This is a genomic window from Staphylococcus sp. HMSC063F05 (assembly GCF_001837075.1).
Classification (GTDB): domain Bacteria; phylum Bacillota; class Bacilli; order Staphylococcales; family Staphylococcaceae; genus Staphylococcus; species Staphylococcus epidermidis.
The window spans coordinates 87286-101669 of record NZ_KV831374.1 but is presented as its reverse complement, the minus strand read 5'-3'; the positions used below and the strand labels follow the sequence as shown (position 1 = coordinate 101669).

The following is a 14384-nucleotide window of genomic DNA, read 5'->3' as shown; positions in this document are numbered from 1 at the left end:
TAGCGCATGGTTTTCTTTATACAATAAAGAAGCCAGTAATGAATTTATAAAAAATTCATTTACTGGCTATTTTGCTAGGAATTATATCCCAGACTCATTGAACTCAAAATTTATATATATTACTATCCGGAACCGAGTTTGGAAAGTACTTCAATGATATTTAAGTTCGATTTCCCCCATTTAGTAAATTATTTAATTTCAACGATTTTAACATTCATTTCGCCACCGTTAGGAAGTGGAACACGTACTTGATCATTTAATCCTTTACCGATTAGTGCTTTTGCCATTGGAGATTCGTTAGAAATTTTTCCTTTAAATGCGTCAGCTTCAGCAGAACCAACGATTTGATAACTTTCTTCTTCATCTCCAGGTAATTCAATAAAAGTAACTGTTTTACCAATTTGAACTACATTGTTATCACCGTTATCTTCAATGATTAACGCATTTCTAATCATATGTTCAATACGTTGTATATCTTGTTCAATAAAGCCTTGTTCATCTTTAGCAGCATCATATTCAGAGTTCTCAGATAGGTCTCCAAATGAACGAGCTACTTTTATTTTTTCAACTACCTCAGGTCTTTTAACCGTTTTTAATTCTTCTAATTCTTGTTCAAGTTTCTCATAACCTTCTTGAGTCATAGGATATTGTTTTTGGTTTTCCATAAATCTCATCTTCCTTTACTATAAAAATTACTATTTTTTGCTTACGAGTGACTGGATTTTAGTAGTCATAATATCTATGGCAACTTTATTGCTGCCTCCTTCAGGAATTATGATGTCAGCATGCTTTTTTGTAGGTTCAATAAATTGCTCATGCATAGGTCTTACTACATTAAGATATTGATTAATTACTGATTCCATTGTACGACCACGCTCTTTAGTATCTCTTGTAAGCCTACGTAAAATTCGTAAATCAGCATCAGTATCGACATAAATTTTCACATCCATCATGTCTCGTAATGTGTTGTTTTCTAAAGCAAAGATACCTTCTACGATAATAACATCTTTTGGATCAAATGCAATTGTTTCTTTACTACGTGTATGTTGAGAATAATCGTACGTAGGTACCTCTACTGGTTTTCCATTTCTTAAATCTTTTAAATTATGAATAAGTAAATCATTATCAAATGCAAATGGGTGGTCATAATTTGTTTCAAGCCGTTCTTCAAAAGTTAAATGTGATTGATCTTTATAGTAATAATCTTGTGCTAAGAGTGCGACACTATGACCTTCTAAATTCTTCATGATTGCATTAGTAACTGTGGTTTTCCCAGAGCCTGAACCCCCTGCAATGCCAATAATCGTTGTCTGATTCATTAGCCAATTTCCTTTCTCATCATGTTGTTAGAATAAATAGGCTTATCTACTTTAATTTGTACAATTTGTAATGGATGACGTGCTGCATCTAAAGAATTACCTTCTTCGTCGTAAATCGCTTCAACAACTTGTTTAAAACTATCAATTTCTGGACCAAAGAACTCAATTTCTTGTCCTGGTTTAAAATGATTTCTCTGCTGTATTGTTGCTAATTGTGTTTCATGGTCATAATCTAGCACGAGGCCACAAAAATCATAAGATGATTTTTTAGACTGTTCTTCACCAAACATTTGCTCTTCATAACCAGGTGTACCTTGAAAGAAAGCTGGTGCTGTGTCACGATTGGCACATTTATTTAATTCCATTAACCATTCCGTTTTTATTTTAAAGTTTTCGGGGTCCTCGGCATATGCATCAATGACTTTACGATATACAGAAACAACTGTGGCAATATAATGTATAGATTTCATTCGTCCCTCAATTTTTAACGAATCGATGCCTAATTCCATCATTTGAGGTATAGATTCTATTAATTTTAAATCTTTAGGACTCATTGCAAAAGGAGTAACATCACTATTGTCGTAATATAAATCTAATTCTCCATCACTATCAACTTCAAGTAAATCATAGTCCCAACGACAACTCTGACAACAACCACCTCGATTAGAATCTCGAGCTGTCATATGATTACTTAAAGTACAACGACCAGAATATGCGATACACATTGCGCCATGTATAAACGCTTCTATTTCAATATCAACTTTTTCTTTCATTTCACTCATTTCCATTGCACCAGTTTCACGTGCAAGTACAACACGGTCTAATCCTTCTTGTTTCCAAAATTCAACAGCTTTATAATTTGAAAGTGATTGTTGTGTTGATAAATGAATTTCTAATCTGGGCGCAACTTTTTTACAAGTTTCTATGATAAGAGGATCCGCTACTATGATACCAGTAGCACCTGTAGATTCAAGGTTTTGTAAGTACTCTTCTAGTCCCTCCATATTTTCATCATGTGCAATAATATTCGTTGTAACATAAATTTTAGCGCCATAACGATTAGCAAAGTCTACACCTTCAGCAATTTCTTCCATAGTAAAATTATCAGCATTAGAACGTAATCCATATTCTTGGCCACCTAAAAACACTGCATCTGCACCATAATGAACAGCAATCTTAAGTTTCTCTAAGTTACCAGCTGGTGCAAGTAGTTCAGGCTTTTTCATTATCTTTTGGGTTTTGGATTTAACTTCTTCTAAAGTTTTCATTTTAATGATAAGCCTCCTTAATATACTGTTTGTTTATACAAGAAACCTTCGTCGAATGGACGATGTTCAGGTTGTATTTCTTCTATAGGATCAACGAGCATGAATTTTTCATCTTCATATGCATCCGGATCTTCATTAAATAAATCTATAGCTTCTCGATATTGCTCTGTGACTACATTTATATATTCTTCACTTTGTAAAATACCATCTATCTTAAACGCATCTATTCCTGCCTCAAAAAAAGGCTCTAATTCTTCTATTAAACAGATATCATTTGGAGACATGATGTGAGTACCATTATAATCTTCAAAAACTGGATATTTATTATCTCTTTCTTCATCATATAATAATAAGTCTCCATGATCATGTTGGCGTTCTATCTTCATTTGTCGCTCTTGGAAAGTATAATAATTTCCTAATAGCATTCTTTTGGATTGAAACATACAAGTCATACCATGAACTTGAACTTCTATCTCTACATCAGCATGCTCTTTAATATGAATTATTTCATCTAAACTAAGTTCTCGAGCTAAAACTGCTCTATTTGCACCTTTTTTCCCCCAGTAATTACACTGAAAATAATTCGTTACAAGAGTTTCAGCATCCCAATTTAATGGAATTGGATGCTCGTGTTGTTTAACATACATAACGACAGCTGGATCACCAAATATAATGCGATCTACTTGAATATCATGTAAAAAGTTAATATAGTCTTCCAAGGCATCTAAGTGGTAATTATGGAAAATACCATTCACAGCAGCGTATACTTTTTTGTTATTTTTATGGGCTAATGCTACAGCTTCTTGCATAGCATCACGATTAAATTCTCCCGGCAGTCTTAAACCAAATTTTTGTTCACCAATAACAAATGCGTCTGCACCTTTATCTATTAGTGTTTCCATATGAGTTATTGACTTAGGAGTAACTAATAATTCAACCATAGTCATTCTCCTTTTATAGATATTGCTAATCCATCATCCATATTTATAAAGTTTGTTGTAAATTGAGATTGCTCCATCAACCATTCATTGTACTGTTGCACTTTCTTAACCATTTGTTTCACATTTCTCGAACGAACAACGTCTATATTTGAAACAAATCCATGATATAAAACATTATCAGTAACCACAATTCCACCTTTTTTTAATAACGGTGTATATAGTTGGAAAAATTTCATTGATTGTGCTTTAGCTGCGTCGATAAATATCATATCATATTGTTTGTCATTGACTTGTTCAAATGCATTCAAAGCATCGTATTCAATTAAACGGATTTGATTCTGGTATCGATACTTTTTTATGAACTTTTTTGCAAGATGAATCATGTCTTCATTTCGTTCAATTGTTGTTACATTTATATCTTTCGAAATATTAGCGAATTGCATTGAACTATAACCAATGGCTGTACCAATTTCTAAAATATTTTTAGTTCTATTCATTCGAATGAGTTGTCTTATCAAATCAAGTGTTAATTTATCTACAATAGGAACTTGATTTTCTTCAGCATAAACTCTAAGTTCTTCGATTTCAGTATCAATTGATTGATGTAATTGTGCTAAATATTTTTGATTTGAATCCATATCATTAAAACTTCCTTTATCATTAACAATTACAAAAACAAAATAAATCAGCCCATGTATTGATTATGTTGATAGTTAATCAATGAAAATGACTGATTATAATAGTAATTCTTCTATACTTTTATATTAGAAGTAAATATGAGTATTCATAGAAATTAACTTTAGACATTTTACCATAATTCAAAGATTTTTATAAGAGGCAATTATACGAATATGTCTCCAAGCATTATTATTAGTAGGGTAAATTTAAATAATTCTAATATTAAAATGCCTGGGACAGCATTGATTGTCTCAGGCATTTTGAAAGTAATTTAAGATGGTAACTAAGTTGAAAATTTAATAATATTAAACTTTCCCTCTCAATATAATTCCTTGATGTAAGAGACCTAGAATCTCAATTACACTTCTCATACAACATCTTTTAAAGATTATTCGTTAATCTCAGTATTTACAACTTCTTCAATCATATCCCATTCTTCATCTGTTTCAATAGGGACTAATTTCCCACCATCACCAGACTCATCAGGTTCATTTATCATTGGTACAAGTTCAATCATATCTTCGTCATCTGATTGTGCACCTTCTTCTGCAAGAACGACATATTCTTTTTTGAATTCTGGATGATAAAATTCTAACATTTTACGGTATAAAACTTCATTTCCGTTTTCATCATATAACGTAAGTAATTCCTCTTCATTATTTATTGTTAACTCAGCATCGTGATTATGTTCTGTCATTTTTAATTTCTCCTTTATTGAATAGAATCTAAATAGCCTTGTAAAATAAATACAGCTGCCATTTTATCTATTACCTTTTTTCTTTTTTGTCTTGAAACATCTGCTTCAAGTAAAGATCTTTCAGCAGCCATTGTACTTAAACGTTCGTCCCACATAACAATATCAATAGAAGGGATAGACTCTTGTAACTTTTCTTTATATTTTATTGAAGCCTCTCCCCGAAAACCTATTGAATTGTTCATATTCTTGGGCAAGCCAATAACAACAGTTCCAACTTGATTATCTTTAATAATCTTCACGAGTTGATCAATTCCTAAATCATCTTGTTCTTCGTTGATACGGAGTGTGTCTAACCCTTGAGCAGTCCAACCCATAAGGTCACTTATAGCAATGCCAACAGTTTTACTTCCAACATCTAGTCCTAAAATTTTATGCTTTAGCATATTAATTCTTAGACTCTTTTAAATAGTTTGAAACGAGTTCTTCCATAATTACATCACGGTCTATATGACGTATTTGGTTTCTTGCTTCATTTTGACGTGGAATATATGCAGGATCTCCAGATAATAAGTAACCCACTATTTGATTAACTGCATTATATCCACGTTCTTCTAATGTACGATGGACATTCTGAAGAACTGATTTGACATCTTCCTTTGGAATTTCTTCATAACTAAATTTCATTGTTTTATCAAAATTTTCCATATACGACACTCCTTAATAAGCGTATTCTGACTCACTTTAATTCTACACCATTATTCATTGGAGTTATAGATTTTTAATGTAATCTTTAATAAAGCGTAATGCTTCTGTTATTTTTTCAGGTTGAGTTCCGCCACCTTGAGCCATATCAGGACGACCTCCACCTTTTCCACCAATAATTGGTGTCATGTTTTTGATAAGATCTCCAGCTTTTACTTGATTTGTAAGTGATTTTGGTACTGTAGCAATTACAGAAACCTTTCCATCAACTTGTCCGACTAACACTATAATAGTATCTTGAAGTTTAGATTTAAAGTCATCCATAGTTGAACGTATCGCTTTTGGATTTGGAATTTCTACTTCTGTTGCTAAAACTTTCAAATTATTAATCAACTCAACCTGTTCTTCAATGTTCCCCATCTTTAGTGATGTTATTTCTTTGTTGCGTTGTTCTAATTGTTTAAGCAGTCCTTTTTCTTCTTCTTGAAGTTGTTTAACTTTTTCAACTACTTGGTTATCGGATTTAACTTTTAAATGATTTTTAATATTATTAAACTGTGTTTCAATTTCTTCAAGATGTAAGAATGCACCTTTACCTGTTAAAGCTTCAATTCTTCTAACACCGGCACCTGTTCCAGATTCACTCACAATCTTAAAGAGACCAATTTCCGCAGTATTATTCACATGTATTCCACCGCACAATTCTATTGAAAATGGTGCCATATTGACAACGCGAACAATATCTCCATATTTTTCACCAAATAAAGCCATAGCGCCTATTGATTTGGCTTCTTCAATACTCATTTCTTGAATACAGACGTCGATAGCTCTCCAAATTTCTTCATTTACTCTACGTTCTACTAAATTAATTTCTTCTTGTGTCATAGGACCAAAATGTGAGAAATCAAAACGTAGTCTTTCAGGTTCTACTAACGAACCAGCCTGATTAACATGATCTCCTAATACTTCTTTTAATGCAGCATGTAATAAATGTGTAGCACTATGATTTTTTTGAATAAGTCGTCTATCCTCTTTGTTAACACGTGCTTCTACTTTCGCGTTCTGTGTTGCTTCACCAAATTGCACAATACCTTTGTGTAAGTTTTGGCCATTAGGCGCTTTAGTTACGTCAGTTACATTTATTTCAAAGCTCTCATTACCAACTGTTCCCTTATCTGCGACCTGTCCACCACTTACTGCATAGAAAGGCGTTTCTCTTAAAATAAAGTAAATTGTTTCTCCTGCTTCAACATGTTTAACTTCTTCACCATTGTATATGATATGAGTTATTAATGATTGATAGTCCGTAGTTTCATAGCCAACAAATTGACTTTCATCTTGAATATTTTTTAGTACTTCACTTTGAACTTGCATTGATTGAGAATTCTGTCGAGCTTGTCTAGCTCGATCTCTCTGTTGTTGCATTTCCTGTTCAAAAGTAGGCATATCAACAGACAAATTTTCTTGAGTTGCTAATTCTTCAGTTAATTCTATTGGGAATCCATAAGTATCATATAACTTAAAAGCATCATGACCTTTAATAACCTGATCACTATTCTTCGCTTCTTTTATCAGTTCATTTAAAATCGTAAGACCTTCCTCAAGCGTTTCATGGAAGCGTTCTTCCTCTGATTTAATGACACGTTTAATAAAGTTGGATTTGTCTTTGACATTTGGATAATATGGTTCCATGATATCAGCGACTATATCAACAAGTTTATACATAAATGGTTCATTAATTCCTAATGATTGGCTAAAGCGAACTGCTCTGCGTAATAATCTTCTTAATACATATCCTCTACCCTCATTAGCTGGTAATGCGCCATCAGCAATTGCGAAAGAAATCGTTCTAATGTGGTCTGCGATAACTTTAAATGCAACATCTTGTGCATCATCAATTAAATATTTTTTTCCTGAAACATGTTCTACTTCCTTAATTATAGGCATAAATAAGTCTGTTTCATAATTTGTTCTTACATTTTGTGAGATAGACGTCATACGTTCTAATCCCATGCCAGTATCAATATTTTTATTTGGTAGTGGTGTGTAAGTATTGTCTTTATTGTGATTAAACTCACTAAACACTAGATTCCAAACTTCTAAATATCTTTCATTTTCACCACCAGGATACATTTCTTCAGCAGGATCATCTTTTCCATAAGCCGATCCACGATCATAGAAAATTTCTGTATTTGGTCCAGATGGTCCTTCCCCGATATCCCAAAAATTGCCTTCTATTCGAATGATGCGACTTTCCTCTAAACCAATGTCTTCATGCCAAATTCTAAAAGCTTCAGTATCTTCAGGATGAATAGTCACATATAGCTTCTCAGGTTCCATGCCCATCCATTTATCACTTGTTAGAAATTCCCAAGCAAATTCAATCGCTTCATGTTTAAAGTAGTCACCGATTGAAAAATTACCTAGCATCTCAAAAAAAGTATGATGGCGAGCAGTAAAACCGACGTTTTCTATATCGTTTGTTCGTATAGCTTTTTGAGAATTGACAATTCTTGGTTTTTTAGGAGTTTCGCGTCCGTCAAAGTATTTTTTCAAGGTAGCTACACCAGAATTGATCCACAATAATGAATCATCATCGATAGGTACAAGTGGTGCAGACGGTTCAATCATATGTCCTTTTTCTACAAAGAAATCCAAATATTTTTGCCTAATTTCACTAGCTTTCATTTTTTTCATAAATAAAAACTCTCCTTCATACGTTTTTGTTATCGCAGTTAGATAGTCATAGTTGAGTATTATTCAAGAATATAAAAACGTTCATCCACAAAGGGACGAACGTTATCGCGGTACCACCCTAGTTATAAGAATTGTGACCTATTTACATACTTGAATTTTGTTTGTCTACTATTTCTTATCACTTTGTATACTTTATTTAACTAATATAGAGTAGCATTCAATAATTTTGTTTGTACTTTTCACCAACCAGTACATCTCTATAATTCAAAAGTTATTTACTCGTCTCTATACTTACTTAATTTCATTTTATTTTCTTTTTATTGATTTGTCAACGTTCAACGAAGTCATATGGCGTCATTTCCCCCATATTAATCATTGGATCGATTTGGAAAATTGTCGACTCGTTTAATTGGATATCATTTTCTTTTTCATTTTTCAAATCCAGATGATTGTTATTTTCTTTTTGTTCGTTAATCGTTTGTTTATTTGTAGTTAAATTATCTTTGTTTTGTCCAAAATACGATTTTAACAAATCATTTAATTGCGTTAATCGTATTTGTCCATTTGTTTTTAAACCTATATCAAATGCTTCTTGTTCACCAAGCAAAACAAGTGATTGTTTAGCTCTAGTTAATCCTGTATAAAGAATGGGACGTTGTAACATCCTATAATATTGTCTAACAATAGGCATAATTACAATAGGAAATTCTGAACCTTGTGATTTATGGATAGATGTACAATATGCATGTGTTAGTTCCATTAAATCTTGTTTAGTAAATGTAATTTCATTACCTTCAAAATCTACAACTAACACATCCTTATTTAGAGCATTTTCTTTGGCCCAAAATATACCTACTATTATACCTATATCCCCATTAAATATATTATCATTAGGTCGATTAACTAACTGAAGTACTTTATCCCCTTTTCTAAACACAGCTTCACCAAATTCTATTTCACGATCATCTTGTTGCTTCGGATTAAGAATAGATTGTAGAACTTGGTTAAGTCTCTTAATACCAGCGTTACCTTTATACATAGGAGCCAAAACTTGTATATCACTCATATCATAGCCTTTAGCTACAGCGCTTTTAACTACTTTATCAACAACGTCTGGAATTTGATTCGTACCACAACGAATAAAACTACGATCATGATAACGTTTAGTAATATCGATAGGTTCATTTAATTTCATACGGTGAGCTAAGTCAATAATACTGGAACCATCTTGCTGACGATATACTTCGGTAAGATTAACACGCGGTATTATTTCAGAATCAATAAGGTCTTTAAATACCTGTCCTGGACCTACTGATGGTAACTGATCTTCATCTCCGACAAATACAATTTGTGCTTCTAAAGGCACAGCGCTTAAAAATTGATGGAACAACCAAGTATCTACCATTGACATTTCATCGATGATAATGAGTCTTGCATTGATCTCATTTTCTAAAATATCCTGTGGTTGTGTATCTTGGTTCCAACCGATTAAACGATGAATTGTCATTGCTTCTAAACCTGTCGATTCGTGAAGGCGCTTAGAAGCACGACCAGTGGGTGCAGCTAACACTACTGGATAATCATCTTCATTGTAATCATCATAATCGAGCGAGAGCCCATGTATTTCTGCATATAATTCAACTATACCTTTAATGACTGTGGTTTTACCGGTACCCGGACCACCAGTTAAAAGCATAATTTTAGAATTTATTGCTGTTTCAAGCGCTTCTTTTTGAGAGGCAGAGTAATTAACCTCATTTTGTGACTCAATATCACCAATATGTATTTGTAAATCAGACTGTTCTATTTCTTTTAATTTAGATGTGTTTGTTTTAATTCGGTATAAGTTTTGCACACTTTTCAATTCTGAATAGTATAAACTTGGAATTGATACCTGATCAGCTTCAGATATTAATTTTTTCTCTTCTGATAAAACGTCAATGATTTCTAGTAATTGCTCTGTTTCAATTGGTTTCTCAATATCTTCATTGAGTAAATTTTGTGTTGTTTCTATAACAATTGTACGAGGTAGATATGTATGTCCTTGTTTGATACATTCTTCTTCTAACGTAAATAATAATGCTGCTTTTAATCTTTCAGGTGAATGTGGCTCAATACCGACATTTCGAGCAAGTTGGTCAGCCTTATTAAAACCAATACCTTTAATGTCATATACTAATTGGTAAGGATTTTTATCTAAGACATTTAAAGTATCACCCATATAGAACTGATATATAGCCATTGATAATTTCGGACCAAACCCTAGGTCGTGTAAACGTATCATAATTTTCTCAGATTCTTGGTTTGCATTAATCTGATCAGCAATTTGCTTTTGTTTCTTCTTTGGTAAACTAGGTACACTTTCTAAGATTTCTGGACGAGTTAAAATATCATTTATAGCATTTTCACCTAGTGTATTTACAATGTTTTGAGCCGTTTTTTTACCGATGCCTTTAAATAAATCACTTGATAAGTAACTAATAATGGCTTCTTTAGTTTGAGGTAATTCTTTTTCAAATGTTTCAGCCTTTAATTGCTTACCATAACGTGGATGTTGTACGACTTGCCCTTTAAAAGTATAAACATCGCCTTCAACTACATTGGGAAGAAACCCTACCACAGTTGGCATACTATCAAATTTTTCATTTGATTCTATAGTATCTACTTTTAGAACAGTATAAAAATTATCCGTATTTTGAAATAAAATAGCATCAACTGTACCTTTGATCATTGAATAATCAAAAAGTGTAGGGTCAGACATATTATTCCTCCTCTTTCATTGTTTTGAATGTCTTTAATGCATGTTGACTAAGTAAATGTTTTTCATCAATTGATATTGCTTGTTCAAAATATGCAATTGCTTCATCTAAATTTTCATTTTTCATATATGTTGCTAAACCAAGATTATATATACCATCTACGTGCTGTGAATCGATAGAAAGAACCTTATTTAATTGTTTAATAGCTTCATCAAACATTTCGAGTTGGCATAGTACTAACCCATATTGAAACTGTACTTCTAAATCTCTATCATCGTCCATTTCAGCTGCAGTCATTAAAAATGGTAAAGCTTCTTTAAAAGCACCTAGTTGATTAAACGACATACCAATCATATAATTACAATCTTTTTTCGCTACTTCATATTGTAGTGCAGTTTGATATAGCTTTATCGCTTCGTTATAACGTTCTTCATTATAATAAATATTTGCCAAGTTATAATAAACAGCACCATTTTCAGGTTCAATAGTTAATGCCTTTTGGAAAAAACGTTCTGCTTTTTCAATTTCTCCAACATCTGATAATACAATACCTGCGTTAATATAATTTTCAACAATGGCCGGATTTTCTTCTATATTTTCAAACAAGTCTTTCAAAGCGGTATCTAATTTACCATCTTTAATATTTTGGTATATCTTACTTTGTTCGTGCATCTTTTCTCCCTCATTTCTACACGATTATAACATGATTATTTTAAATATGTATTTTCAGGATATTTAAGTTAATTTTTCTTTATTTATATATTTTCATGAAAAAACAAGTCATAAAAAAACCGTTAATACAAGAATTTCTCATGAATTAACGGTATAAACAATTTATACAACGTAACTTAATTGACCTTCGTTTTTATAAACATCATCAATTGTAGCGCCACCTAAACATACTTCTTGATTATAGAAGACAACTGCTTGACCAGGTGTAATCGCTCTAACTGGTTCAGCAAAAGTTACTCTAATAGAATTCTCGTTTTCGCGTTGAACATAAACTTTAGTATCTTTTTGGCGATAACGGAATTTAGCTGTACATTCAAAACCTTTTTCCAAATCAATTTCACTTGGATTAACAAATGAATAATCAGAAGCTATGAGATAATCACTATAAAGTGCATCATGGTGAAATCCCTGTTCAACATATAATACGTTATCATTTAAATTTTTACCTACAACAAACCATGGATCTCCATCTCCACCGATGCCTAAGCCGTGACGTTGACCAATTGTATAATACATCAATCCACTATGCTGTCCCATTTTTTTTCCATTTAATGTCAACATTTCACCAGATTGAGCTGGTAGGTAATGTGATAAAAATTCTTTAAAGTTTCTTTCACCAATAAAACAAATACCTGTTGAGTCTTTTTTCTTGGCAGTAGCTAAATTTTGCTCTTCTGCAATACGTCTTACTTCACTTTTTTCAATATCTCCAATTGGGAACATGACTTTGGATAGTTGTTCTTGGGATAATTGATTTAAAAAGTAGGTTTGGTCTTTATTATTGTCAACACCTCTTAGCATTTCAACATGCCCATCATCATGACGACGTATACGAGCATAATGACCTGTAGCGACATAATCAGCGCCTAATTTTAAAGCATGTTCTAAAAATGCTTTAAATTTAATTTCTTTATTACACATCACATCAGGGTTAGGTGTACGACCTTTTTTATATTCATCAAGAAAATAAGTAAATACTTTATCCCAATACTGTTCTTCAAAATTAACAGCGTAGTATGGGATGCCAATTTGATTACATACTGCAATCACGTCATTATAATCCTCAGTGGCTGTACACACCCCATTTTCATCAGTATCGTCCCAATTTTTCATAAATATACCTATTACATCATAACCTTGTTCTTTTAACAAGTATGCAGTAACAGAGCTATCCACTCCACCAGACATGCCCACAACTACGCGTATATCTTTGTTAGACACTATGATTCCTCCTTAAATTTATGATAGATTTTATGAATTTCAGCTACAATATATTTAATTTCTTGCGTTGTTGTTTGTTCATTAAAGCTAAAACGTACTGAATGTTTTGCTCGTTCTTCATCTTCAAACATAGCTGCAAGTACATGAGATGGAGTCGTTGAACCTGCTGTACAAGCAGAACCTGAAGATACATATACATGGGCTAAATCCAATAATGTTAACATTGTTTCAACATCTATAAATGGAAAATAAATATTTAAAATATGACCCGTTGAATCTGTCATTGAACCGTTTAATTCAAATGGAATTGCCCTTTCCTGTAACTGAACTAAAAATAATTCTTTTAAATTCATTAAATGAACATTATTTACATCTTGATTGGTTATAGCTAATTCAAGTGCCTTTGTTAATCCAACAATTTGAGGTAAATTTTCTGTACCTGCTCGACGTTTGGTTTCTTGTTCACCACCAAGTTGATTATATGCTATTGGTGTATGCTCTTTTACTAATAGTAGACCAACACCTTTAGGACCACCAAATTTGTGTGCTGAAATACTCATTGTATCAATTTTAAAATTATGAAAATCTAAATCTAAATGTCCAATTGCTTGAACAGCATCAACATGGAATAACGCATGAGTGTCTCCAATAATATCTTCAATATCATAAATATTTTGTACTGTTCCAATCTCATTATTTACAAACATAATTGATACTAAAATTGTTCTATCATTAATTGTTTCTTTTAATTGGTCTAAATCAACTGCACCAGTATCATCTACATCTAGATACGTAACATCATAACCTTCTTTTTCAAGTTGCTCATATACGTGTAATACTGAATGGTGTTCAATTTTGGTAGTAATAATATGATTACCTAATTGTTCATTCGCTTTCACTAATCCTTTAATAGCAGTGTTATTCGATTCTGTTGCACCACTTGTAAATATTACTTCATTCGGATTCGCTCCCAACAATTGTGCAACTGTACGACGTGACTGATCAAGATATTTGCGTGCATCTCTACCAATAGAATGTATTGACGATGGATTACCAAAATGAGATTGATATATTTCCATCATAGCATCTATTACTTCTGGTTTTACTGGCGTAGTCGCAGCATAATCTGCGTATACTTCCATGTTTGGACACTCCTTGTCAAATTATCAATGTTCCTATAATAGCACCATTATTTGTTTATTTCTACTTTTCTGTTTTACCAATGAAAAAATTTATGTCATTTAAATTTTAACATCTAACCTACCAATTTATCGAATATCATTTTTGTATATAAAATTAAAATAATTTGAGCAATTCAATATTGAAAATCAAAAATGATTGTTATACTTCAATTATTATTAATTATGGAA

At 32.2% G+C, this 14384-nt stretch carries 13 protein-coding genes; all 13 read right to left on the bottom strand.

Annotated features, from left to right (window positions below; genetic code table 11):
- Positions 1 to 188 precede the first annotated feature (188 nt).
- Positions 189 to 665 (bottom strand): transcription elongation factor GreA, encoded by a 477-nt coding sequence (greA, locus tag HMPREF2576_RS11235; RefSeq protein WP_001830881.1) that lies wholly within the window; start codon positions 663 to 665, stop codon positions 189 to 191.
- A 30-nt stretch (positions 666 to 695) separates the two neighbouring features.
- Positions 696 to 1319 (bottom strand): uridine kinase, encoded by a 624-nt coding sequence (gene udk, locus HMPREF2576_RS11230; RefSeq protein WP_001830824.1) that lies wholly within the window; start codon positions 1317 to 1319, stop codon positions 696 to 698.
- Positions 1319 to 2587 (bottom strand): peptidase U32 family protein, encoded by a 1269-nt coding sequence (locus HMPREF2576_RS11225; protein ID WP_001830748.1) that lies wholly within the window; start codon positions 2585 to 2587, stop codon positions 1319 to 1321. Before HMPREF2576_RS11225 ends, udk begins: the two co-directional genes overlap by 1 nt.
- 17 nt (positions 2588 to 2604) lie before the next feature.
- Positions 2605 to 3528, bottom strand: coding sequence for a peptidase U32 family protein (locus tag HMPREF2576_RS11220; RefSeq protein WP_002456168.1), 924 nt, complete (start codon positions 3526 to 3528; stop codon positions 2605 to 2607).
- A 2-nt stretch (positions 3529 to 3530) separates the two neighbouring features.
- Positions 3531 to 4166 carry an O-methyltransferase gene (locus HMPREF2576_RS11215; protein WP_001830827.1) on the bottom strand — a complete coding sequence of 212 codons (636 nt, stop codon included), beginning with the start codon at positions 4164 to 4166 and terminating at the stop codon, positions 3531 to 3533.
- A 428-nt stretch (positions 4167 to 4594) separates the two neighbouring features.
- Complete coding sequence (locus HMPREF2576_RS11210) at positions 4595 to 4903, bottom strand: DUF1292 domain-containing protein (RefSeq protein WP_001830855.1); 309 nt, start codon at positions 4901 to 4903, stop codon at positions 4595 to 4597.
- 14 nt (positions 4904 to 4917) lie between these two features.
- Positions 4918 to 5346 carry a Holliday junction resolvase RuvX gene (gene ruvX / locus HMPREF2576_RS11205; protein ID WP_001830837.1) on the bottom strand — a complete coding sequence of 143 codons (429 nt, stop codon included), beginning with the start codon at positions 5344 to 5346 and terminating at the stop codon, positions 4918 to 4920.
- 1 nt (position 5347) lies between these two features.
- Positions 5348 to 5608 (bottom strand): IreB family regulatory phosphoprotein, encoded by a 261-nt coding sequence (locus HMPREF2576_RS11200; RefSeq protein WP_001830883.1) that lies wholly within the window; start codon positions 5606 to 5608, stop codon positions 5348 to 5350.
- A 63-nt stretch (positions 5609 to 5671) separates the two neighbouring features.
- Positions 5672 to 8302, bottom strand: coding sequence for an alanine--tRNA ligase (gene alaS, locus HMPREF2576_RS11195; RefSeq protein ID WP_002493174.1), 2631 nt, complete (start codon positions 8300 to 8302; stop codon positions 5672 to 5674).
- Positions 8303 to 8630: 328 nt separating this feature from the next.
- On the bottom strand, positions 8631 to 11063 hold the full coding sequence (locus HMPREF2576_RS11190; protein ID WP_001830904.1) for an SF1B family DNA helicase RecD2: 2433 nt from the start codon (positions 11061 to 11063) through the stop codon (positions 8631 to 8633).
- Between the two features lies 1 nt (position 11064).
- Positions 11065 to 11733: a tetratricopeptide repeat protein gene (locus HMPREF2576_RS11185; protein ID WP_001832695.1), complete on the bottom strand. Its 669-nt coding sequence runs from the start codon at positions 11731 to 11733 to the stop codon at positions 11065 to 11067.
- Positions 11734 to 11895: 162 nt separating this feature from the next.
- Positions 11896 to 13014, bottom strand: a complete 1119-nt coding sequence (mnmA, locus tag HMPREF2576_RS11180) for a tRNA 2-thiouridine(34) synthase MnmA (protein ID WP_001830892.1) — start codon at positions 13012 to 13014, stop codon at positions 11896 to 11898.
- On the bottom strand, positions 13014 to 14156 hold the full coding sequence (locus tag HMPREF2576_RS11175; RefSeq protein WP_001830848.1) for a cysteine desulfurase family protein: 1143 nt from the start codon (positions 14154 to 14156) through the stop codon (positions 13014 to 13016). The genes mnmA and HMPREF2576_RS11175 overlap by 1 nt, the downstream gene beginning before the upstream one ends.
- Positions 14157 to 14384 lie beyond the last annotated feature (228 nt).